This window comes from Lewinella sp. LCG006 (assembly GCF_040784935.1).
Classification (GTDB): Bacteria; Bacteroidota; Bacteroidia; order Chitinophagales; family Saprospiraceae; genus Lewinella.
Map to the genome: position 1 here is coordinate 1,803,425 of NZ_CP160680.1, position 23,717 is coordinate 1,827,141.

Genomic DNA, 23,717 nt, shown 5'->3' on the forward strand with positions numbered 1-23,717 from the left:
ATTATTTGTCTTTTAAGGTGTTCAATATTAAGGTAATATCAGAATATCGATAGGACCACCACCTCCGAAACAAGTCAACAGAAAGTCGATAAGTAGCCATTCCTTCTTCTTCTTTTGATGTTAATATCTTACGTTCGAGAAGTTCCAGTATAGCGGCAGACAATCGAGGACGAAAAGCAGACAGTTCTCTTTCTCCCCAAAATCGTTCTAACTCCGCAATACTTACTCCACGTGGGTTCTTGACTCCCTTATTAAAGTAGGCAATTGTAGAAAAAAGGGCAGGGATTTCTGGTGGATCCTGAGGGTTGAACTGATTATTTTGAAAACAACCTTCATGAAGTCTCTGCACCTCAGACTTCCTACTTTCCGGTATCTCACCAGTAAGGATTCCAATGATTTTTTCTAACTCTGGATAGCCAATATAGCTTCTCTGGTTTTCAACAGCATAGGTTCCACAATATTTACAGATGATCTGAATGAAATAGGGAATATTACCAGACAAGAACTTAATATGCTCAATGGCCTCAGACGTAAAAATAAGTTTATCCTCAATTACCCGGATGAGTTCTTCTGCATATGCTGGCAGAATTTCATTAACCTGCTCTTCCTTAGTATTAACAAGTTGGCCAGTCATCCCGTAACGAGGATCTTTAATTAGTTGTTTGATATCATAAGTTCCTGCAAAAGCAAAGCTTGCTTGCCCATTCAGTGTATATTGCCTTATGGTGTGAAGAAATGCATTATTAATCGTCCCTTTGTCAATCAAATTTCTCATAAAAGAAAACTCATCAATAAAGAAAACAGGGTAGTATCCTGCTATTTTTATTAGGTCTAATATCTTACCAAAGTCTTTAAATCTAACCTTACTGCCAAAAGAATAAGCTGGAGTTTTAAGTCCTCTTTTAGAACAGTGATCAACAAAAGCTTCGTATAAGTTTTCTTTTAATAAGAATTCATAAAACTCCGAAGCATCAGCTTGACTTGCCGCCTCGGAAAGATCCCACTGAAAGACGACAATTTTTTTTTCTTCTCCATTCAGTCGAATTGTATCTCCTTGTATTTTATCTGCTAAATACTTAAGAATAGAACTTTTACCCGTTCTGGTCAAGCCATATAGAATATAGGACTTGTCCCGATTTGGAGAAAGATAATGCTCCGCCAAATCAGTTATTAACTTCCTTCGTCCCTTAAACATATCCTTAGGAGGAATTGGCCCATCTTTCCAGGGAATATCGTCGTAGGTCAAGCTAGTTTCGGGCTCTGTTTCTAGGGTGAATTCGAATACTCTTTCAGGAAGTATTCGTCCTTCTGACTTGGCGTAAACGGTGAATTGGGCTTTAACAGCTTTGGTCTCTGTTAATAAGGAGGGGGTAAGACTTATAAGAAATTGCCCTTGTTCACCAGCAGCAATCTCAGTCTCGTCTTCATGAGAATAATCAATCTTGCTTTTGTGATTAGTGGACTCAAATTGAATATCCATCTTAAAACCAGTTGAAGTAGACTTACCAGTATTCTCCAACAGTATAGGCAGGACGAAATTTCCCTCTTCTTTTAAAATATAAGGTGGATCTACTTCGATAGTTATTTCGGGAAGGGCCGATGATATTTTCTTATCAAGAAGTTGGTCCACTTCTCTTTGCCATTTTTTTAGTAGGTCAAAATATAACACACGTCCAAAATAGGTGGTGTTTTCACGAATATCTTCTAATAAACTGCCAATGTTCTTATTTACTTGAAATAAAAGATTGGTTTTTTCTCCTTCGCTGCGATTCAGGTAGGGCTGAATTCTATCAATGACCTGATTCATCTCCTCTTGTATTTCCCTATCGGTTTCAAGTAATATCCCGTTAAATTGTTTTAGCTTATTCCATTCAGATTTTATGACAGCGAAATTGATAGGTTCGAACTCTATATTCGAAAAAGAGAAAAATTTTGATTTTAACTGTGAAACTTTTTCTTGTCGTGCTTCAAAAACTTTCTTCAGAAAGGGTCCTGTTTTCAAAGATATATCAAAATCAACGCCTTCCAATTCTTGAATAATTTTAAAAATTCTTTCTCGCCTTTTAGAGATCCTAAACTGTCCATATAAACCTTGAGTAGCATGGTTCTTTGCAAGATAATTCCACGTAGAAATACTAGATGCCCCACAGTCAACCAAAACCTTATAGGCAATTCTTTCTAACTCTTCATCATTATGCTTAATGCAATAATCAAATATCTTCGAAAAAGAATAACCAAGTATTTCTTCTATGTTAAACTTATATTTTCTTTGAACTAAAAAATACAAAACATGAATTTTAAAATAATTCTCAAGAATACCTTGAAGCTTTTCTCGATCAAGCGGAGAAAAAAGGTTTACAGCTTCGATGAAGTAACTACATGCACTATCTTTCAGGCGAGATAGTCTTTTGTTATCGATAGTATTTGAACGAACCTTATTAATAAAATTAGAGAATAATGAATTGCCCTTTAGCATAGAGTAATATGCTACTGCTTCATAAAACTCCGTTACATCATAACTGCCCACATTCAATTGACTATAAGCCTTGGCAGCTTCTAGGTACAAAGGGAAAATATCGGATTGTTGAGATTTTTGTTTATCTCGAGCTTCTTTCAAAATTCCTTGAGCTCTCGCAGCAGTTGGTGAATAGTCGTTTGAAACAATAATAGGATGAGTGAAGCGGTGCTCTTCCAAATCGACTGTTATAAGTTCACTTATCGTTCGTTGAGCTTCAGAATAATCATCAATTACTAAACTTTCTATTTCTTCATCATTTTTATTATTGTTTTCATCAAGGAGATTATTAAGCCCGCCTTCTTGTTTTTTCTTATTCTCTAATCTCTCAAGGAGATTGATCGCAAATTGATTTTCAGGATTTTTCTTCTTGGCTCTCTCTAAAGAAGCAATTGCTAAATCTAACTTATTTGGATCAGTAGACTGCAACCGCCCTAATTCAAAATACAGATGACTAATATTATTTAGACTAGCTCCAGTTTTTTCGTTGTATTCAACCAGTTCTTGATAAACGTTTTCAGATTCTAAGGGCTGGTTAAGGGTAGAAAAAAGTTGAGCCTTTTTAAGTAAAAAACTGCTTTTATACTTTGTGGATAAGTTTTGACCCAACCATTGGTTCAGTAATCTCAGGGCCTCTTGGTATTGGCTTTTTTGAATTAATTCATTAACCTTCACCTCTTGTTGGCGAAACTTTTTTATGTCTGATTCATCAAGAAAAGAGGACTCTTCACTACATATAAAATTTAACTTGAGTTTCTTATACTCTGACCAAAATAATTGAGTAAAACTCGAATCAAATACCTCGACGCCCTGGAAAAGGAAAAAGATCCTTGTCGCTTCTTCGTAATGCTTTTTTTTAATAAAAATTCGAAAACTTTCTAGCAGGGATTGTACTCTTTGAGGACGCATTGCAACTATTGTGATTGCCCGTCCTCCTTTTTTCCCTTTAAATGAAGCCAAAATCGGCACCTTCTTCCCCTCAGATAATTCCTGATCTACATTTTTTTTGATTCCGTAACTGAATATCCTACTAGAGCAGAGAAGCACTTCTGAATACATTGAACTTTCAACTTCATATCCACCATCTCTCTTCTTACATATATATGCATTTTTCCCTAACACCATATTTAGCTTTTTCTCTTTTGTGTTTTCAAGAACTTTAACTAACTCTGCTAGAACTAATTCTTTATTGAACCCAATACTTCCTTTATTGTCATCGATCGATACAATTGAAGCATCTTTTTCAACAAGGTTCCATCCTCCTATTAATTTTTCAAAGAACCTTTGCTTTTCTCCGTCCTCTCCTTCCATTAGTACAAAGCCTTCCCCTATTTCTAGTATTTTACCGAGAGGCTCCTTCCCTGTTGTTAAGAAGAGCTGAACAGTATCGTTCACACTCACTTCTTCTTTAAATATGTCCAGTATACTCATAATCAATATTTTACAAAGCAAGGTTTATACATTACTCTTAATGTGGCAATTTCAAGAAGTCCACATTTTGGTTATTACTTTCCAATTTTACTTCAGTGAGAGCAATGAGGAAATTAGTGAAAAACATCATAAGATCCTGAATGTACTATCCTTTACGGTCATTGTCCTCTTAAAGTTGCAGTCATTAGTTTCTCGATTAACTTGTGTTACTCTCACCTGCTTTTTCACAAGTGATTTTGTTAATTTATCCGCGCATCGAAAACAATTGACTTTCTGAAACTCCCGCAATTCTCAGTAGCTACCCCCCTCTAATAATACGCCTTCACATACCCATACGCCCGCTCAAACAACACCTGATCTTTGTGCAATTGGTACTTGAGTAATTCTCTGCGAAGTGCTTTCTGAACTTCTCGTTCTCCCACGCTAGTACTCTGCCAACCTGGAAAACGTACAACCCTTACGATTTTGTCAATGCCTTCTACTATACGGCCTACTACAGCAGGCGTCTGATCTGTTTTCAGCTCCAAGAACAGCTCGGTCAGGGCAGCTACCGGGGTCTTTTCTTGCTGGGCCTCGGCTAACTCTTTTTCGGCTTGCACGGTTTCTTTGGCCAGTTTGCAGAGTTCCTTGACGAATTCGATAGAGGTGATCAGTCCTTGCTCGGCTTTATCGCGGAGGGCTTCTAAGCGATCACTTAGCTTGATGAAGGTCGGATCGCCAGCGTGCTTCTTAAAGCGCTTGATCAGGATCTTTTCTAGCTGCTTGGTTTTCTTGGGGTCAGGGTTATTGAAGATGTCTTCGATCACATCAGCATCCAGGATGAATTCATCTAGGTGGTGAACGCTACCGACGTGAATGTTTTCGTGGATGAGCTTGGTGGTTTGGGCACCTAGCGAAAACCACAGGAGCTTGCCAATATTATCCGATGCTGGTCGCACGGATTCGAAGACCTGTGACAACCATTTATAATCTTGATCATAGAGGTTCAATACATTATCAGGAGACAAGGATTCCCAAATCTTCGATAGGTATTTGTAATCTTTGGCAAAGGCATCCTTTTTCTCATCGTTGTTGATCGCATCCTGGGCGGCTTCCAGGCCTTCAAAACCTTCGAGGGTACGATCTACGCCCTCAAAATGCTGCAAAGCATCTCGCATGGCTTGTGGTAACTTCTCGCGCAACTCGGATAAGTTAGAAATCACTCGCTGGATACTTTCTTCATCAAACTGTAGGGCCTTGGCGGCATCGTCGAAGACGCCAAAGTAATCGACTACCCTGCCAAAATTTTTGTTCGGATACAAGCGATTGGTTCGGCAAACGGCCTGTAGCAGGGTGTGGTCCTTAAGCGACTTATCCAGGTACATCGTTTGCAGGATGGGCGCATCAAAACCCGTCAGTAGCTTTGCCGTGACGATGATGAATTGCAGGTCGGAATTGGCATCATTGAATTCGTCTACGATCTTTTCCTGCCGACCTTTATCAACGCCCCATTTTTGCTTGAACTCCAAACTATCATTAGCAGAAGTAGAGATTACCACCTTACTCGCTTCTTTCGGTAAGTGCTTGTCCAGCTCTTCTTTGTACTGCACACACGCATAGCGATCTGGCGTTACGATCATCGCTTTGAATCCGTGGGGCTCCACTTTTTCTTTAAAGTGGTCCGCAATGTCGGCCACTATTTTCGCGACTCGCTCCGGGGCTTTCAGGAAGGCTGCCATCTTTGCCGATTTCCGGTTGAGGGCATCGGCTTCTTCATCGGTGAGAGCGGCACTATCTTTGAATTCAGCGAAGGCTTTGTCAATCGTATCTTTATCTACGTGCACATCTACCAGACGAGGTTCGAAGTGGAGGGGTAAGGTCGCATTGTCTCGAATGGAATCGTGGAAGGTGTAACGCGACAGATAACCACCCGTATCTTCTTCGGCACCAAAAGCCCAGAAGGTGTTTTTGTCGGCTTTATTGACCGGCGTACCCGTTAGGCCAAACAGGAAGGCATTGGGCAAGGCCGCCCGCATCTGCCGCCCCAGATCGCCTTCTTGCGTCCGGTGCGCTTCATCAACCAGGACGATGATATTATCGCGGGTATTCATATTCGGCTTGGCATCGCGGAATTTGTAGATCATCGAAATGATGATCTTGCGGGTATCTCGTTCCAGTAGCCTTTGCAGATCACTGATGCTATCCGTAGTTTCCACATTGGGGATGTCAGCGGCGTTGAAGGTGCCACTGATTTGGGTGTCCAGGTCCGTTCGGTCGACGAGCACAATGACCGTCGGGCTTTTGAGTTCGGCCGACTTCCGTAGTTTCTGCGCTGCAAAAACCATTAGCAATGATTTTCCCGAGCCCTGAAAATGCCAGATCAAGCCCTTCTTCACCCGGCCTGCTTTCACCCGCTCCACAATCTTATTTGCCCCCTCGTACTGCTGAAAGCGGCAGATGACCTTGATGCGTTGCTTTTTCTTATTGGTGGTAAACAGCGAGAAATTTTGCAGGATATCCAGCAAACGGGCCGGATGCAGTAAATGAGACAGCTCTTTCCCGATCTCGGACAACCCCAGCCGCTTGGCCAGTGCATCATCGTCTCCTTCCATGCGCCAGGGCGACCAAAAACCCAGAGGAGTGCGGATAGCTCCGTAGTACAATTCCTTCCCTTCGGTGGCAAAGGATAAAATATTGGGGACAAAAAGCGCGGGCACACTGTTTTCGTAAATATCATGCACTTCGTGCGCACCATCCAACCAACTAATGGAGGGCCGGATCGGCGTTTTTGCTTCGCCTACTACGACGGGGATACCATTGATGAGCATAACCACATCAGGTATCTTGGTCTCCCTGTTATGCACCCGGTACTGGTTGGTAACTATGTACTCATTGTTGGCCAAATCGTCGAAATCCAGCAGGCGGACGGACACGTGGCGATTGTTTTCGCCGAAAGGCATCGTTTTCTCCCCCGTTAGCCACTTAAAGAACTCCTCATTGGCTTTGACCAGACCTACCTGGTTGACAGTAATCAAAATGGCGCGCAGCTTGTAGATGACTTCGTCGGCCAGTTCCGGGCGCTGCTCAATTTCCGGGTTCAACCGAGTCAAAGCAGCCTTTAGGCGGGTTTCGTCCATCACCTCATTCACGCCGCGTTGGATAGCTGAAGGCGGCGCATACTGCCAGCGAACACCGTTCCCGTAGGATGCCTTGGGTTCCTGAAGGGTAGCATTCAAATTCACTCCACTGAGTTGGTGGATGATGTAATGCTCTACGCTGTTGAGTTCGTTAAAGGCCATAATTAGATGTCTAATCTGTAATTCTGATCACTTCTTTTTTCTCTCTTAATCCAATTTTCAAAATAGTCTGCGTTTGCTTTAGCAAATTTTCTTATCTCTTCCTTAGGATGCTCTAGCAATTGTTCCACTAATCTTTTCCTAGATTCTAAAAGTGGCACTAACGATCCAGACCACGAATAGCTATGTAGATCACTAGATAATTCGCTTAAAAAATCTTCATTCTCATGATATCTATCAAACATTTCAAGAGTAAGGGGAGACCATTCTTCTTCACCTTCTGGATTAACCATCAATTGAATAAAGCCAATAGCTTTTTGAGGAGCCTCAGTTGGAAATTTATTCATCCACTCCAAGAGCTTTTTATCGTCAAATCTCTTATATCTCTTCAACAGATCTTTAAGATTATACCAGCCATAATAATCCTTTTTTAGGATATTTGTGCTTATTACAGGCCAGGTTTCATTCCATTTTTCATCAAAAAGAACATCCAATATATATTGAAAGGAATAGTCTTGAAATAATGAGCTTTCTTTAGAAACTTCTACTATTTTCTTTGCTAAAAACACTGCAAGTTCACCATCAAAGTTGTTCTTCTTATACTCTTTGAATAGTTCAACAAACTTATGCATTGGAAACAGAGTGTAAGCATTGTTTCCTGTAAGAATTCCCTCCTTCATCAAGAGCCCTCTAACCAACTTAAGAATTGGTACACTTAATGTATCCATATCTCCCACACGAGTTTGGCAGAAATCGATAGCTAACCACCACCCGTACGGTTCTATTTCCTTAATCCGGTTGATGAACTCAATAAATTCTTCTTCTGGCAAACTAGTCAAATTAATGTATTGTAAGCCAGCCGTATATTTAGGGTTCGCTTCAATTAGCTCATAAAGTTTTTGTAAATCACTAATCTCGATTTCTAGCAGCTTTGTCATTCGAATTGCGTGGTGTGCAATTTCATGTCTAGAGAGATATAGATCAATCGTTTTTCTTTTGAATTCCGTTTCTTCTATTCCTGCCAAATACCCTTCAATCAAACTATTGTTCTGTTTTTCAACAGGAATTTGACTCAGTTTTTCAATTGTTGCTTGTACTAAACGCTCAAATCCCGGTTGTAATTCAGCTACTTTTTTCCCAAAACCAAAAGTAAATCGTTGTTCATTTTGTAATAGAATGTCTATGTGATTTAGCCAGTCTTTATTTTGTGAATTAATGAGCTCCGCTGCAAATTCATTCGCTTTCTCTTCAGATTTATTAATAAACTCACCATTCGCTCCTTTAGAAGTAGAATAAGGAGCCAAAGCAACATTATATTCAAGTTTCTCTCTTATGGTACTACCTGAATATTTAACTGATAGTTTTTCGACTTGCTCAATTATTTCCGGAGTGATTCCTTGACCTCCTTCTATTATGTATGCAAATTGCTGCCGTAAATCCTTATCCAGAGTACCTTTTTCATCAAGCATTCTTTCTATAGCCTGAATCATAGCCAAGCTATTTCCATTACTTACTTGAGAGCTAAATTTTCTAATCAAGACCTCATATGCTTTGAGCTGTTCAACAAAATCAATAATTTCCTTCCAATAATTCAGAACTTCCTCATTTGTCTCAGGATGATAATCATGTAATGTCTCACCCGCTTGTTTATCCGCTCCTCCCATTCTAGTGAAACCTTTTACCATTAAAGCTCGATCAAGAGCTTGTTTGATAATGACTATTTCTGGTTCTGTGGCGTCCTCAACTAAATTATCTAATAAATCCAACCTGCTTTTCAATGAAACTGTTGTGCCAGGCAAAATGCATTGAAATAGCTGACAAAATTGGAATGTAGCATTATTACTAATGGGTTCATTTTCTGCAACTGATAACTTAAAGAGTAGAGTTGCAGCCCCATTAAAGGTCTTTTCTCGATAAACCAATCTCTCTAAAGCCCAGACTATATCCCTTCTCCCAATGTCCAACCCTTTTAACTCTTCATAGCTTTTATTACCTATTGCAGAATTAAGAAGTTGTAGCACTTTTTCTGGTTCAATTTCCGCCAAGCCTTTTAACAGACGTGCTCCTTGGTTAGAATTGATAAACTCATACTGTGTAAGCAAACCACCGTCTTGAGTCAAGACATCAACTAACTTGTGTGTCCCTTCAAGGTTATTGAGTTCAATCAAGCGATCACTGAATTGTCTTGACAGATTGAAAGTCTTAATTAAGTCTAAATACGCATTAAGTTCTTCCGTTGCTAAACTATGTAATCGTTGAAAAGCTAACTCCTCTACAAATACTTCTAGCATTAGGAAATCTCCAGTGATTTTCACAATTCCTTTCTCAGATAATTTGTCAATGATTTGTGCTAAAGCTTCAATGGATGCGATTCCAGTCCTTTCCAGAATTATTTCTAATTGATATCGATGTCTATCATAATAGCCAATGTGGGTAAATAGGGAAATCTCTTCAAGTAACCGCAGAACCTGCTCGCTATAAAGATCTACCCCTAGTATTTGCCGCCATTTGACTTGATAATTTGTTGAAAGACCTTCATCCCCTTCAGGAATTTTACCGATCATGGCAATAGCATTTCTTAAATTGCCGTTTGAGTTCTCTAGAATAAACCTTGTATTTCTCGGGTTTCCGGTTTCGTTAGACAGCTTTTCTATCACTTCATTCACAAAATCCCTATCAATATAATGGCTAGCCCCTTCTCCGTCTTCAGTATTTCCAATAGTTAAGAGACTTACCTTAGAATCATGAGGAAATTCACTGAACACCTTAGTGTGAATTTTAATAGGGCAATTATCTAGGATGAGAATTTTTCTTTGGTTCAATAGCTGAAGGTCCAACAATTTACTTTCAATAGATCTATAATCCCCACCATCTAAATCGTAATACAAGATCTTTTCTAAGCATTCATCCCTCGGTAGCGTTTCATCTATTTCCTTGTACATCTCATACACTAGTCTTGTCTTTCCCGAGTTTTTGGGACCTACTATTCTTTGAGCTATCTCGGTATTGTCTAAATCTATTCTTAGTTGTTTGATGATATCCTTTGCAGCTTGGGTCGGTCGATAGATTGTAGTAAAATCTCTCTGCATCCAATTTTTATGTAATCGTATTGGCTTCCATTTTTCTTGTTGGTATTCAGCTTCAGAAGCTATTGCGGTTTTAATAGCATCATAAAAATCATTTGCTAAGTCCTTTCGAATTGATTTTCGATCCTCATAATTTGATTCATCTAAATTGTATGTGATTCCCCATCTAAACCCTTTTAAATCAACAGGCAATTCATCTGGCGATCCATTAGCTACGTTCATCACGGCTAAAGTTCTATACGTTCCTTTTGTAGCCCAAGCATAGCCTGTTTCCAATAAAACGTTGGGATTTGGTGACAATTTTCGATCTCCGATCGGGATACTGAACCAACGTTCATTAATATCTTCATCAATCAGTTCCGCATTGAACCACTCTTTGGAAGAAGTAAATGTCAAATCGACGATCACCATATCAGAATCGGAACTCTTCTTAAGCATCTCTTCAATTAATAAAGGACTTCCGGGTGTTCCTCGAAAACCAAAATCTAAGGATACTTCTACCCCTTCCGATTTGAATTTTTGAATAGCAATTTCAATAGCTGACTGAATAAACCCTTTACCGAATTTATCTTCCGTATCCATTTGGAATGCAAAAAAGACTTTATACCCCATACTTTAGAAGATTTGGTTGATGAGGGATTTTTGGAGGGATTGGCCTTTCTTAATCTTTGTTACAAGCCCAGACTCATTAGATTCTATTTGATCAATTTCATCCATTAATCTACATTGAAAATTAATATTAGGAAGAGGTATAGGTAGCTTTCTTAAGCTTTGTGCATTGATGTTGCTTTGACTTACTCCTGGAGTGCGGTACTTTCTGACTTTTGCAAGACCAAATGCACTATTCAGATAGAAATTCAAGAATCTTGGATCTAATTTCTTTCGATCAACTTTCAAGCGAATCAGGTAAGATGCGAAGCTGTACAAACCTGGCACATTAAAAAGACTCACTTTTCCCACGAGATCGAAACTATTAGTCCGATTAAATAGAACATCACCTTCCTCTAAAATAAACTTCTCAAGCTCATCTTCTTGCGGAGTGAAATACTTTAAATCAGTTAAGTCTAATTTGCCATCTTGTAGGTTATTCATCCGCAAGATCGGTATTCCTCCATGTTCATCTAAACTTTCAGAAATACCATATTGCAACTCATCCAATGCAGTACCAAGCTTAACTACGCGAAATTTAGAGGACCACTTTCCATATTGATTATCATGCTCATCAGCTTCTCTGAAAATCTCATTTCTGAACTTTGATTTCTTAAGTTGTACCAGATCGCGCAACACCTCCCTTTCCCTTTCCACCACCTCATCCATCGCCCAGAGCAGTTCGGCGAGTTGGGCTTGTTGGTCTTTGGGGGGGAGGAGGAATTCGTAGTTGGCGAGGTCTTTGAATTTCACCCTTGGAGATAGACCGCCCGCAGAGTGCTTCACGGCGTAGTCGAAGAATTTATCGTTGTTTACTACAAAGGGTAAGAGCTCAGGTAACAGTCCTTTCCCCTTTACGCGCATAACAGTAATGTCGCCAGAACAGATACCCGCAAAAGGAGCTTGTGCTGCTTTTTTCAAATAAGCTCTCCTACGGCCAAAAAGGAGATCCCCTACGGCAAATTTCTTGGTAAAGGTCGTTGATTCATCAATCCCAGCAGAGCGCCGTAAATGAATATTCTCGGCATCTATATGCTCCAAGCCCACAATATGCGTTAGGCCTTCCCCCGCAGCATCCTTCGTAGATTCGCGCACTTCGGCCACAACATCTCCAAATCTCACGAGTGTCCAATCCGACTTATCAAGGTTGAGTTCTTCTTTCAATTGTACTTCCATTATTCTTCCAACACTTGGAACAGTTCTTTCATTGATTCTTTCAGCTTTCTAGAGCTTTCCTTCCAGTTTTCGTAAGCTTCCGTGAAACCGACTTGGTCTTCTTCCTTCAATTCATCGGGACGTGCATAAAGGCTAATGGACAAATTGCCCTTGTTAACAATGATATCTTCGGTGCTCACCAAAGCTGCGAAACCTTCCACGCTCTTGAAATTTTGGTAAGTCTTGAAAATTTTATCAACGTGTTTATCCGTCAGGAAACCCATTGTTTTCTCCTGCTTCACCTCCTTCACCGCATTGATGATTAAAACCTTACCCCGCTTGGAATCCTCTTTTTTCGTTTTGGTAATCAACAAACAGGCTTCCATGGGTGAGTTGTAAAACAGATTCGGCCCCAGGCCAATCACACACTCCACCAGGTCTTCCTCAATCATCTTGCGCCGCATGTCCGCTTCCGCATCCCGAAACAGGATGCCGTGCGGCCAGAGGGAGATAGAGCGGCCGTTATTCTCGTCCAGGCTCTTCTGAATATGCTGCTGAAAAGCATAATCCGCACAGCCCTGCGGTGGTGTGCCCCAGATATTGCGGCCGTAGGGATCATTGGCAAAACGGTCGCGGTCCCAGGCTTTGATGGAGTAGGGCGGATTGGCGAGGATAACATTGAATTTCTTCAACTCATCCTGGTGCAGGAAGGCCGGATTTTGCAAGGTATCGCCGCGCACGATGCTAAACTCTTCGATGCCGTGCATAAACATGTTCATACGCGCAATGGCCGAGGTGATGAGGTTGATCTCCTGCCCGTAGAGTTTCAGTGTGCGGTATTCCTTGCCTTCTTCCTTTAGGTGCAGCGCACAGTTCAGCAGCAGGCCACCCGAGCCACAGGTAGGGTCGTAGACACTTTCACCGGGTTGTGGGTCCATGATCTTGGTCATGAGTTTCACCACCGTGCGGTTGGTATAAAATTCGGCGGCGGTGTGGCCGCTATCGTCCGCAAATTCTTTGATCAGGTATTCGTAGGCGTTGCCCAGCTTATCATCGGCTACATTAGCCAGGTTCAGCTTATGCTGCGAGTAGTGCTCGATGAGGTTGAGGAGGGTTTCGTCGCTCAGTCGGTTTTTATTCGTCCAGCTGGCATCGCCAAAGATCCCGTAAAGGGTATCCGGGTTAGCCTTCTCAATGGCCCGCATGGCATCTTGTAGCGCCATGCCTACGTTGGTGGTCACGGCCCGCACGTCTTCCCAGTGCGCCCCCTTGGGTACCTGAAAATGGTGGTGCTCGGCAAACTCCGCGTACTCTATATCACCGTCACTATCGGCCATGGCCTGGGCGTACTCCTCATCATACACATCACAGATGCGCTTGAAGAACAGCAGCGGAAAGATGTACTGCTTGTAGTCGCCAGCGTCGATGGTGCCGCGCAGGGCGGTGGCGGCACCCCAGAGGTATTTTTCTAGTTCGCGTTGGGTCATAAAAGATTCGATTTCATGTCTTTAAAAAGCACGTCAAATTGATCATCATTGATAGTAATCTCATCCTTGGTCTTTTTCCCACTATTTGGATGAATCCCCCCTGATAAATAATAAATATTGATCCAATCCAAAGGGGATATTGTATCAATCAAGTCTAACCTATTCGAACTTTTACCTTCATTTTTCTCACTAATCACTACAATTTGATTGATAATATTATTGTGCGTTTTAAGTCCTACCTCATTCCCATGAGATTTATAGGTTATCTTTTTGTATTCGCCATTCCGAAGAATTGTCATTTTCTTTTCCTCCTTTTTGAATTCAGGTGTTTCATGGAACCGTCTTTTATATCCCATATCCATTTTCATATCAAGGATATGGGTAATAACCCCCTTCTTCACAATGGCTAGGTCAGGTCTAAACGAAATATTTTTTCCCTCCAGCGTTTCTATACTCATGGTCTTGTCAATAATAAACTCAAGAGAATCATCATTTAATTCTCTTGCAACAAACAATGCGAATAGGTCCTCTGCCAAGCCTGAAACAGATCTGCTTACGCCTCTCCAAATTGTATATGGTTGATGATCAAAATTCAGTTTTTTAGCACCTTGATACATTTCAATAATTGCGTCTATGAATTGTCTATTCGTCATTATATAAATTCGTTTAATATTTTCTTAAATCGCTCCTCCGCCTCCTGACTAGCCTGCCAAGCTATTTTCAAATCAACCAAGGCTTCTTCCACCGTTGGCAGATCATCTTCAATGATCTTTTCTACGTAGAGCGGAATATTTAGATTGAAGTCGTTTTCCTGCAATTCCTCCAGGGTCGCCACTTTTACGTAGTTGTCGACATCGGCAAACTCCTGGTACCAGGTGTAGATTTGTTTTACGTGCTCGGGTTCCAAAAAGTTCTGGGCGCGTCCCGTCCGGATTTGGTCGGAGGCATCAATGAAAAGGACTTTCCCTTTATGCGCTGCGGCCTTCTGTTGTTTAAACACCATTACACAAGCCGCCAATTGGGTGCCATAGAAAATGTTAGACCCCAGTCCGATAACCGCCTCCAGCAAGTCTGCTTCGAGCAACGCTTGGCGGATACGCCCTTCGGCCCCTTTGCGGAACAGTGCCCCGTGAGGAAGTACCACCGTCATGCGGCCCGTACTGTTCATGGATTTGATCATGTGCTGCACCCAGGCCATATCGCCGTTGCCATTGGGGGGCACGCCAGCAATGTTGCGTCCGTAGGGATCGTTGGCCCAATTCTCCGCTCCCCAATCCTTGAGGGAGAAGGGCGGGTTGGCAATCACACAATCAAACGTCTTCAAGCCATCAGCGGCAAAGAAGGCCGGGTTGCGTAAGGTATCTCCCCGCACAATCTGGAAATCCTCAATGCCGTGCAGAAACATGTTCATGCGTGCGATGGAGCTAGAGGTCAGGTTTTTCTCCTGCCCGTAAAGTTTGAGCGTACGGTAATCCTGATCTTTCTCCTGCAAGTGGTCTACACATTCCAGCAACATCCCGCCGGTACCACAGGCAGGGTCGTAAATGCTTTCTCCCTCGTGCGGATCAAGTATCAGTCCCAGCAAATGGACCACCGAGCGCGGCGTATAGAATTCGCCGGCCTTCTTATTGGTAAGGTCCGCAAAATGCTTGATCAGGTATTCGTAGGCTTGTCCGAGGATGTCGGTATCCACGTTACTATTGGCGAGGTTGTGCTGGGAGAAGTGTTCAACCAGGTCTACCAGCAGCCGGTCGGATAGTTTGTTTTTATTGCTCCACTGCGCATCGCCAAAGATGCCGTACAGCTTTTCTTGATTGCCCTGCTCAATGCCTCGCAAGGCATTTTGGATGGCCATTCCCACATTCGTGGTTTGCTCCCGCACATCCTTCCAGTGGCAGCCTTCCGGTATTTCAAAACGGTGAAGCTCAGGCAGGGTCGCATACTCTTCGTCTCCTTCTGATTCTTCCAGTGCCAGCTGGTATTCCTCATCGTACACATCCGAGATCCGCTTAAAGAACAGCAGCGGAAAGATGTACACTTTGAAGTCAGAGGCATCGACTGGGCCCTTGAGTATCCAGGCAGCTTTAGCGAGATACTGTTCGAGTTGAGAGAGGGTTAGTTTTGTTGGGGTCATGGGGTGAAGGTAAGATTTTACGCAAAAATTTAAGCAAGCTTGAAGGTAGTAATGAATGGAATAGTTAGCCAAATGGGCAGTCACAATATTTTATTGGTCCTTCGAACAAGTTAAAAGAAAAGTCGTATAATAGCCGAGCTTTTATTGTTTTTGTTACCGGGTAACAGAGGACGCTTAACAAAGTTTTCTCTAATATTCTTTGACAGCTTCCAATAAAAAACAGAAAAATAATGCGCAAAACTTTGAACTTAACTCAAAAGTGAATAGTTTTATACTCGAAATATTCGATGAGGGCTTCCCTCTTGTTACCTTCTACACCGTTAAAAAGGAGGGAGAGGACGTCAGCGAAACAGAAAAGTTTGTCAGAAGATTCTATCAACATGAGGAATTCAAAGAAGATTATAATCAAATCGCGTACCTGCTACAACTTATGGGAGAAGAAGAAGGCGCAAATGACGATTTCTTCACTCGACACGAAGACGAGGCAAGTGCACTCCCCCCTAAAAAGGTCTATTTTTTAGACATCCCCTTTCACACAAATAGATTAAGGCTCTACTGTGTTAAAGTTTGTGATACGGTAGTCGTATTATTCAACGGCGGGGAAAAGTCTGCGCAAACAGCTCAGCAAAGTCCAGATGTACAAGCTAAATTCAGAGATGCCAAGCGATTTGCGCAAAAAATCTGGGCAGAAATTCAGGATCAGCAAATCGAGGTTGACGAAGCCAGGCACTGCCTAAAGAGCTTCGATGGCAAGCAGGATGAAATAATAATTTACTAAGATGGCTAAGAGGAACACATTTTTCCGGGAAACCCTAACGACAATACCAGAAGATACCAAAATCTTTGTTCGTCGCCAGATAGAATTACTAAAGCGCATCAGGTACCTGATGGAAATTCAGCATCTTACCCAAAAAGATCTCGCTACAAAAATGGAGAAACGAGAATCCGAGATTAGCAAGTGGTTAAGTGGCGGACATAATCTCACTTGGAAATCATTAGCAAAACTTGAAGCTGCCTTAGGAGCGCCTATTATAGAAATACCCAAAGTTCCTACTCCTAAAAAGGAAGGATGGCGCAAAGTGGGTGGGATTAATCATTTCACAGTAGCCGTTCAACGTGCATCTGAGATATCAGATGAAGCGGAATTTACTGAAGCTGCGATTGAAAAAGCCCCATCTCTAAATGTCAAAAATGCCGTTGCGTGAGCGATAAAGATTTAAAAATTGATGTTTCACAGTTAATCCTAGAACAGGTTCAACTTGAGCAAGCTTCTGTTTATCATCCAGAAGCTTTTGATGACTCACAGATTGCTTCTTTTGTTCAAGATGTCACCCATGAACTTGCCCTCAACGAGCAGGATAAACGCTATCGTGTGCGCTTATCTTTTTCGATCAAGACAGCAATGAAAGATAATTCAGAACCTGCTGAGGGCAGGTTTACTTTGCAATTTTTTTTTCTGGTAAAAGACCTTGACCGTTGGTTAACCGCTACAGAAGACAAAGGTGTTGCAGTTGAGAGCATACTAGCCAGTACCTTGGCTGGAATTTCTTATTCTACAGCTAGAGGCATCTTACTTACCCGTTTTCAAGGCACAGCTTTTCAGAATATTATCTTACCAATTATTAGCCCTATGCAGATGGTGTTTTCTGCCGTTGAACATAGGTGATAGAAAACAAAAACACTTCTGTTTTCTATGAAAATCTCCATTGCCGGTAGCGTAATTACTAGCCCAAATATGCCTCCAACTTAAACTCACGCCCCAGCCCTACTGGCTTTCTGTTACGAATATTATTTTGAATAGTTTTTAAGTCCAAATCTTTAAAATTAGTAAATCGGCGCTTCAGGAACAAGGCAAAATGCTCTTTATAGTCCGCCTCAGCATCACTCTTAGGGTGTTTTTGGTATAAATGGTAGAACATATAATACACTAGCCCCTTCGACAACTTAGTAGAAACCTGTAAGGTAAACATGTTCGATACAGCTTGCTCTTCCGGCGGATAAGCAAAACCATGCGCTAATAATTGCTCCGTTTCCTCACGTGAAAGTAGGGTAGGTCCATTGGTAACTCCATTCGTTTCTAAGTAAAGAAAGGAGAAAAACTGCCCAATGTCTTTTTCTTTTAAAAGCCCAGGAATACTTACCCATCCTTTTGGCACCCGCGATTCAGGCAGGTAATTAGGCTTGTTTTCTTTAGAAGATTGATTGGTAAGCCATTCTTCACAAACGTCTTTTTGTTTTCGCGAGATGGTCTCGTGTTGGGGATCATCCGCTAGAATAAAACGCACGAATTTCAGGTAATCTTTTCTATAGTACCGCTGGTGGTAATTAAGAAAATCATCAATCCTTTCCAGCGAGGTTTGACGAAGAGTAAGGGCAAAATAAAAACCATACTCAGGATCATCCTGGTCTTCGCCACGGTATATCTGAGCAAATACCCTTCGGTACTTAGCACTAAAAGGCTGGAACACAAATCCAGGTCCGTACTGGTCTAAGAAACCAAGTAGCTTGACTTTTGTCTGCTTAGTCAAATAAGTAATAAAAGTAGGGTGTTTCTCTTGAGAATCCCTGGAGAAAAGTTCCAAAAGCACTAAGTAGAATCGATTTATTCGAAAAGGATGACGGGAGATATGCTCAAATACATCTGGCAAACTATTCAGGTGGCTATATAGCATTTGAAAAGTATCAATATTATACATCGAACGGGGAAATTCTTCCCACAACATGTATCTTTTTCGGATCTCCTCAAAGAGTACTTTGCCTTCCGGCAAACGGAGCAAAGCAATATTAGAAGACAACCGTTGCCTTACTTTAGAAATGTCATCGCCTAAACTAAACAATGAAGTTATCAGGGAAGGTAATTGATCCACTGGTCGTAGTTTTTGTTCACCTGCTGTATCGAACAAAGATAAAAACAAATAATTTTAAATTAAACTAATTTGTTTCATTCAAATACTGGTCAACTTCACCCATCAAAACCCTTCCTCAATGCAACCCACTACAAACCAAACAATTACACTTAAAAATAAAATCACCCTGTATTGTAATTAATTAATCATCAGTCAATTACATTTTTTCTCAAAAACTATCTTCTTTACGCTCTTGGTGACAAATCACTAGTAAGTTATACTTACAACTCCAGCTCCGGAATCCGATTCACCGCCGCCTTCTTCCGCTCATCAATTACCCGTGCGTAAATCTGGGTGGTCTTTACATCCCTTTGGCCTAAGAGATCCTTCAAGGTGTAGATGTCTGTCCCGTTGGTAATTTGTAGCGTTGCATAAGTGTGTCGAAATGCATGAAAAGTGATGTGCCGATTGATACCCGCCTTGCTCAACCAGTTCTTAAGAAGATCCGTCGTTTTATTGCCGTAGTGTAAGCCTTGAAACACTAAAGTATCCTTCTCTTGCACCTCTCCCAGAAGCGACCGTGCCTGCTCCGAAATAAACATCATCTCAAAACGACCCGATTTTTTGATCTGCTTTCTTAAGAAATGACCTTCTTTTTCCGAGTACCTTACTTCCTTCCACTTCAGGCTAAGGACATCACCAAAGCGCAGGCCTGTCAAGGCCGAAAAGATGGCCGCTTTCTTTAGAACCGGATCTTCACAATCGGCCTTCACCGCCGCTTGTAATTCTTCGTAAGTAAGGAATTCCCGTTCCGGCTGCCGGTAAGGGATACTTTTGACGTACAGCGCCACATTCTTCTTAAGAAGTTTTTCCTTGTGCGCTTCTCTTACCGCTTCTTTAAACACGTCAAAATAACCCGCTGCCGAGTTTTGATGTAGCGGTCTCTTAGTGTTTAAACACTCCGCTTCTAAGAAATACTTCCGGAAGCGTTCGCAAAACAGCTCATCCAGATTACTAAGTAACAGCGAACCTTCGGTAAAGCGATAAAGGTGCAGGTAAGTACTTCGCCACGACTGGTAATTGACCCTACTTACCGCTCGTTCTTCCACTTTCAGTTTCAGCCAGTCTAAGAAGTTTTCCCGCCCGCTGTACTTAGAAAGAAAGTCGTACTCCCCAGCCTGGATATCCAATTGTCGCTTCGCACGAATGGCCTCTGCAATCTTCTTGGTTTCCTTGTTGTGGGTGCGTTCCGTTTCTTTAGAAGCCGGCTTGTACAAATACAGTTTTAAAAACTCTCGTCGCGTCAACTTACCAGTATCAGGATGTGGAATAGGTGGGTAAAAGTCCAGGTAAATCCGTTCACGGTTACCTTTTAAGGTTTTCGTTCTAAGTGTTACTTTGCTCATGTATTAAACGTTGTTTTTTTCTTAGAAAACTTACCAATTACCTGCTGTTTTAAATGAATTACCTGTTGTTTAACAGGTATACTTACTGTTTTAAACTTCTTTAGAAACCAGTGCATTACTAAGTAGCTTTTAAAAGCTGTTTGTGGTACGAAAGCTTGTTTTACTTAGTAGCGTGAACGCTTTCGTTTTCTAAGAAAACCTCCGTGCCCCTGCCTGCAAGGCCAGCTTGCTGGCAGGCAGGTCCGCGACTCCGTGGCAAAAAGAACAGCGTATCGGTGGTAACTAAAAAACCTCCGTGCCTCCGTGTCTCTGCGGCGAGTCTTTCTATTGCTCCCGCCCTGCTCAAAAATCACCCACCAAACAGCCCATTGATCTCTTCCCGCTTCAGTATCGTTCGCCGTCCAACTTTGTGAGAGGGTAAGGTTCCTTCTGCCATCAATCGGTAGAGGGTACGCTCACTTAGTCCGAGGAGCACGGCTGTCTCTTTAATACTTAAGAATGCCTTTTGGTCCAGTGCGCCAAAGTCCGCCTCTGGTAATTGCAGTTGCACCACCTTTTGCTGATGCTCATGCTTTTGCAATTTCTCGTCGCGCTTCCGTTGCTTGTAATGGCGTTGGTTGCATTTATGAGAACAATAGCGCGTCACGGTGGTCTTCGCCGTAAAGGCGTCCCCGCAATATTCGCACTGCCTGCTGACTTCGATTTTGGTAGACATATCTTTGCTTTGTGTCAAGTTCTGCGTTAAAGTGTCAACAAGTGACTATAACTGCCATAAATTCTCTTTTCTCTTAATAGATCAAATTTATGGCGATTCCGCAGGTACAAAGATACGAAATAGGTACAAAAAAAGCGTAACTAAAAGACAAACACCTAATAGTGATAGAAATAAATAAATCTATTAAAACAATGAAAATCAATTAATTATTACACTATTGAACACCATTGAGCAATGGTTGCTTTCTGCCACTACTTCCCAATGCAGAACTTCCCAAAAATATTCCCCAACAAATCATCCGTAGAAATTTCTCCAGTAATCTCCCCAAGGTGATGTAGTGACCGCCGGATATCCATCGCTATAAAATCGGAGGTTACGCCATTGGCCATTCCTTGCAGCACATCCGCCAGGGCTTCATAGGATTTCTCCAAGGCTTCGTAGTGGCGAGCATTGCTTACAATGGTGCTATCGGCGTTCACTTTCTCCGAAAGTACGGCTTCGTAGAGCTTGTCTTTCAGGTAAGGAACATTCATGCCCTCACGGGCGATGATGGGTACCCAGTTGTTTTGCTCCACCCCCGGCCCCTCCTCACGAGGAGGGGAGACAGCTGCGCGATTTTCGTTAGGCAAGGGTGCTTGCAGCGCTTGCCTTATATCATTCAGAACCTCTCCAATGTTATTAATGACAGCTTCATTTTTAAAGCGTAGTACTCGGTAGCCCATTCCTTCTAAAATATCAGTCCTTTGCTGATCGCTCAATTGCACTTCCGGAAGTTGGTGATAGCCACCATCTATTTCCAAAATCAATTTCCGGTCTAGACAAACAAAATCAGGAATGAAATTACCAACAATATGCTGTCGTCTAAACTCACAATTTTCAATCTGTTCTCTACGCAATTGAATCCACAAAGCCGCCTCTGCCTCAGTAGGATTTTTCCTCATTTCACGCGCCTTTTCTTTTAAAAGCTTATAAATCCTACCGCTCGCTGTCTCCCATTTCCCCACTACTACTCCTTCCAAGGAGGAGGAGCCAAAGGCAATCTCCTCCCTAATCTCCCCTCCTCCTGAGGAGGGGCCGGGGGAGGAGCTATAATCTTCCCACTTAGTATAAGGATTCAAATCCATTTTATTCGCTACTACCAGCACGTGCATCCCCGGCGTCACTAGCTTGGCCAGGTCGGCCCGAACTTCAGCGGGTTGGGTTTCAATCACATCAAAAACGTAGACGAGTAGGCTGCTCTGTCGTACCTTTTCCATCGTTTTTTCTACACCGATAGCTTCTATGGCATCTTCAGCTTCGCGAATACCAGCGGTGTCAATCAGTCGAAACTGGATACCTTTTATGTTGAGTACTTCTTCAATGGTGTCGCGGGTAGTACCGGCAATTTCGCTCACGATTGCCCGCTCTTCATTCAATAGGGCATTCAGCAGGGTGCTTTTTCCTGCATTGGGGCGGCCCGCAATCACGGTATTGACGCCTTGCTTGATGACATTGCCCAACTGGAAACTTTGGATCAGCTGCCGCAGTACGCCTTGAATTTTTTCTACCAATATCCGTAGATCATCCCGATTGGCAAATTCTACGTCTTCTTCTCCAAAATCCAGCTCCAACTCTATGAGACTCGCAAAATCGATCAGCTGTTGGCGCAAGGCACCAATCTCATTGCTAAAACCTCCTCGCATCTGCTGCATCGCCAACTCGTGGCTACCCGCCGAACTCGAAGCGATAAGATCGGCTACGGCCTCGGCCTGACTCAAATCCATCTGTCCATTGAGAAAGGCCCGCATCGTAAACTCCCCAGCTTGAGCCAGACGAGCTCCCCGACGGATAAACAATCGCATCAATTCCTGAATAATAAAGTCAGAGCCATGGCAACTCACCTCTACTACATTTTCACCCGTATACGAACGCGGTGCTACAAAAAGGGTCACCAGTACTTCATCCAGCACCTTGTTTTCCTCATCGCGAATCGTTCCAAAATGCACCGTATGGCTCGGTTGTTCCGCCAAATTTTTGCTTTTGAATACTTCATCGACAATCGTAATCGCTGCTGGCCCCGAAAGCCGGATTACGCCAATGGCTCCCACTCCTTGAGGGGTTGCCAGCGCGACAATTGTATCTGATAAATTATGTGCAGAATACCCCATAGGGAACTAGATCTTTGTATTTGAGCTAAAATTAGAATAAAAATCAGAAGTGAGTAGGACCGGCATGGTGCAAAAGAGGCGAATGACTTTAAACACTCACCATGTTTTCCCAGGTTCCTTCCATTCGGTAAGGCAAAAAACGGGCAAACAACTCCTCTTTGTACCAGCCTAATTCCCGCGTTTTCTGGATTACCTCCTTATGGAAAGGTTGCTGATAAGCATAATCCATCATCGCTTGTGAGCTTTCCCAAATGCTGAAAGTTGCCTGCATAAACAAGGGCCACTCGCCAACACCAATGCTCATCCGCTGGCCGGGACGTCCCTTCACATGTGCGCTCACCCGGGGAACATAACGCCAAAAACCAAGCAAATGTCGCGTTTTTATCGTTGCTCGCGTAATTACGGCTACAGGCGCTTTGATATCATAATTGGTCGTAATCGTAAAGGGTTGCTCTCCATCCCACTGGCCATGTACGAGGGCTGGTTTGAGATAAAAAGTACAGCGTTCGATAGATTTTTCCTCTGCTCGCTGCCACCAAGGGTGTTGGGCAAAGAAGGCCTGCGCCGCACTTTCGTCTTCCCAAATAGCTAGTACGCCATAAACACCGAAGTTGGGCCAAATGCTGAAGCCATTCCCCGCGCCACTTCCTAATAACTTGAGCAGCTTCAAGCCTGGAATTGCTTTGAGGTACCAGCCACCAATCCCCATTTGAGAAAAAGCCCACCAGCGCGAGCTTAAGCTTTCGTAGCGGAGTAAACTCATGGTGACAACTTCGGAAGAAACAGACATAAATAACAAAGGAATTGAATTCAACAGCTTCAACAAGCATAAAAGAAAAATAGTTGTTGTATCTTTTTTACCATTCCTCCGT

At 42.4% G+C, this 23,717-nt stretch carries 15 protein-coding genes; 3 read left to right on the forward strand and 12 right to left on the reverse strand.

What is annotated here, in order from left to right; genetic code table 11:
* Position 1: 1 nt before the first annotated feature.
* The 7 genes from AB0L18_RS06030 to AB0L18_RS06060 all read right to left on the reverse strand — a co-directional run bounded on the left by AB0L18_RS06030 (position 2) and on the right by AB0L18_RS06060 (position 15,731).
* Entirely contained in the window at positions 2–3,946 is a 3,945-nt protein-coding gene (locus AB0L18_RS06030) for a hypothetical protein (protein WP_367391681.1), read from the reverse strand.
* A 308-nt stretch (positions 3,947–4,254) separates the two neighbouring features.
* Complete coding sequence (locus tag AB0L18_RS06035) at positions 4,255–7,224, reverse strand: type I restriction endonuclease subunit R (RefSeq protein ID WP_367391682.1); 2,970 nt, start codon at positions 7,222–7,224, stop codon at positions 4,255–4,257.
* A gap of 2 nt (positions 7,225–7,226) precedes the next feature.
* On the reverse strand, positions 7,227–10,919 hold the full coding sequence (locus AB0L18_RS06040; RefSeq protein WP_367391683.1) for a hypothetical protein: 3,693 nt from the start codon (positions 10,917–10,919) through the stop codon (positions 7,227–7,229).
* A gap of 3 nt (positions 10,920–10,922) precedes the next feature.
* Positions 10,923–12,119, reverse strand: coding sequence for a restriction endonuclease subunit S (locus tag AB0L18_RS06045; RefSeq protein WP_367391684.1), 1,197 nt, complete (start codon positions 12,117–12,119; stop codon positions 10,923–10,925).
* Between the two features lie 11 nt (positions 12,120–12,130).
* The gene (locus AB0L18_RS06050) at positions 12,131–13,597 is read right to left on the reverse strand and encodes an N-6 DNA methylase (RefSeq protein WP_367391685.1); all 1,467 of its coding nucleotides are present in this window, start codon (positions 13,595–13,597) and stop codon (positions 12,131–12,133) included.
* Positions 13,594–14,250 carry a hypothetical protein gene (locus AB0L18_RS06055; RefSeq protein WP_367391686.1) on the reverse strand — a complete coding sequence of 219 codons (657 nt, stop codon included), beginning with the start codon at positions 14,248–14,250 and terminating at the stop codon, positions 13,594–13,596. The genes AB0L18_RS06050 and AB0L18_RS06055 overlap by 4 nt, the downstream gene beginning before the upstream one ends.
* Positions 14,250–15,731, reverse strand: coding sequence for an N-6 DNA methylase (locus AB0L18_RS06060; protein ID WP_367391687.1), 1,482 nt, complete (start codon positions 15,729–15,731; stop codon positions 14,250–14,252). Before AB0L18_RS06060 ends, AB0L18_RS06055 begins: the two co-directional genes overlap by 1 nt.
* A gap of 199 nt (positions 15,732–15,930) precedes the next feature.
* On the opposite strand from AB0L18_RS06060, the gene AB0L18_RS06065 reads away from it, so the two are divergent.
* From AB0L18_RS06065 to AB0L18_RS06075, 3 genes are read left to right on the forward strand one after another with little or no spacing between them, the layout of a single operon-like run.
* Positions 15,931–16,509, forward strand: a complete 579-nt coding sequence (locus AB0L18_RS06065) for a hypothetical protein (RefSeq protein WP_367391688.1) — start codon at positions 15,931–15,933, stop codon at positions 16,507–16,509.
* 1 nt (position 16,510) lies between these two features.
* On the forward strand, positions 16,511–16,936 hold the full coding sequence (locus AB0L18_RS06070) for a helix-turn-helix domain-containing protein (RefSeq protein WP_367391689.1): 426 nt from the start codon (positions 16,511–16,513) through the stop codon (positions 16,934–16,936).
* Positions 16,933–17,397: a hypothetical protein gene (locus AB0L18_RS06075; RefSeq protein WP_367391690.1), complete on the forward strand. Its 465-nt coding sequence runs from the start codon at positions 16,933–16,935 to the stop codon at positions 17,395–17,397. Before AB0L18_RS06070 ends, AB0L18_RS06075 begins: the two co-directional genes overlap by 4 nt.
* 58 nt (positions 17,398–17,455) lie before the next feature.
* Here the strand turns inward: AB0L18_RS06075 and AB0L18_RS06080 are convergent, their stop codons facing one another.
* From AB0L18_RS06080 to AB0L18_RS06100, 5 genes are all read right to left on the reverse strand, one after another.
* Positions 17,456–18,598: a hypothetical protein gene (locus tag AB0L18_RS06080; RefSeq protein WP_367391691.1), complete on the reverse strand. Its 1,143-nt coding sequence runs from the start codon at positions 18,596–18,598 to the stop codon at positions 17,456–17,458.
* A 260-nt stretch (positions 18,599–18,858) separates the two neighbouring features.
* Positions 18,859–19,983, reverse strand: a complete 1,125-nt coding sequence (locus tag AB0L18_RS06085; protein ID WP_367391692.1) for a tyrosine-type recombinase/integrase — start codon at positions 19,981–19,983, stop codon at positions 18,859–18,861.
* 349 nt (positions 19,984–20,332) lie between these two features.
* Positions 20,333–20,698, reverse strand: a complete 366-nt coding sequence (locus tag AB0L18_RS06090; RefSeq protein ID WP_367391693.1) for a helix-turn-helix transcriptional regulator — start codon at positions 20,696–20,698, stop codon at positions 20,333–20,335.
* Between the two features lie 251 nt (positions 20,699–20,949).
* On the reverse strand, positions 20,950–22,845 hold the full coding sequence (mnmE, locus tag AB0L18_RS06095) for a tRNA uridine-5-carboxymethylaminomethyl(34) synthesis GTPase MnmE (protein WP_367391694.1): 1,896 nt from the start codon (positions 22,843–22,845) through the stop codon (positions 20,950–20,952).
* A gap of 88 nt (positions 22,846–22,933) precedes the next feature.
* Entirely contained in the window at positions 22,934–23,635 is a 702-nt protein-coding gene (locus tag AB0L18_RS06100; protein WP_367391695.1) for a hypothetical protein, read from the reverse strand.
* Positions 23,636–23,717 lie beyond the last annotated feature (82 nt).

Excerpts from the sequence above, each read along its gene's own strand:
- mnmE (WP_367391694.1), bottom strand. The coding sequence starts at position 22,845 with ATGGGGTATTCTGCACATAATTTATCAGATACAATTGTCGCGCTGGCA.
- AB0L18_RS06035 (WP_367391682.1), bottom strand. The coding sequence starts at position 7,224 with ATGGCCTTTAACGAACTCAACAGCGTAGAGCATTACATCATCCACCAA.
- AB0L18_RS06040 (WP_367391683.1), bottom strand. The coding sequence starts at position 10,919 with ATGGGGTATAAAGTCTTTTTTGCATTCCAAATGGATACGGAAGATAAA.
- AB0L18_RS06085 (WP_367391692.1), bottom strand. The coding sequence starts at position 19,983 with ATGAGCAAAGTAACACTTAGAACGAAAACCTTAAAAGGTAACCGTGAA.
- AB0L18_RS06100 (WP_367391695.1), bottom strand. The coding sequence starts at position 23,635 with ATGTCTGTTTCTTCCGAAGTTGTCACCATGAGTTTACTCCGCTACGAA.
- AB0L18_RS06050 (WP_367391685.1), bottom strand. The coding sequence starts at position 13,597 with ATGACCCAACGCGAACTAGAAAAATACCTCTGGGGTGCCGCCACCGCC.
- AB0L18_RS06060 (WP_367391687.1), bottom strand. The coding sequence starts at position 15,731 with ATGACCCCAACAAAACTAACCCTCTCTCAACTCGAACAGTATCTCGCT.
- AB0L18_RS06030 (WP_367391681.1), bottom strand. The coding sequence starts at position 3,946 with ATGAGTATACTGGACATATTTAAAGAAGAAGTGAGTGTGAACGATACT.
- AB0L18_RS06070 (WP_367391689.1), top strand. The coding sequence starts at position 16,511 with ATGGCTAAGAGGAACACATTTTTCCGGGAAACCCTAACGACAATACCA.
- AB0L18_RS06055 (WP_367391686.1), bottom strand. The coding sequence starts at position 14,250 with ATGACGAATAGACAATTCATAGACGCAATTATTGAAATGTATCAAGGT.
- AB0L18_RS06090 (WP_367391693.1), bottom strand. The coding sequence starts at position 20,698 with ATGTCTACCAAAATCGAAGTCAGCAGGCAGTGCGAATATTGCGGGGAC.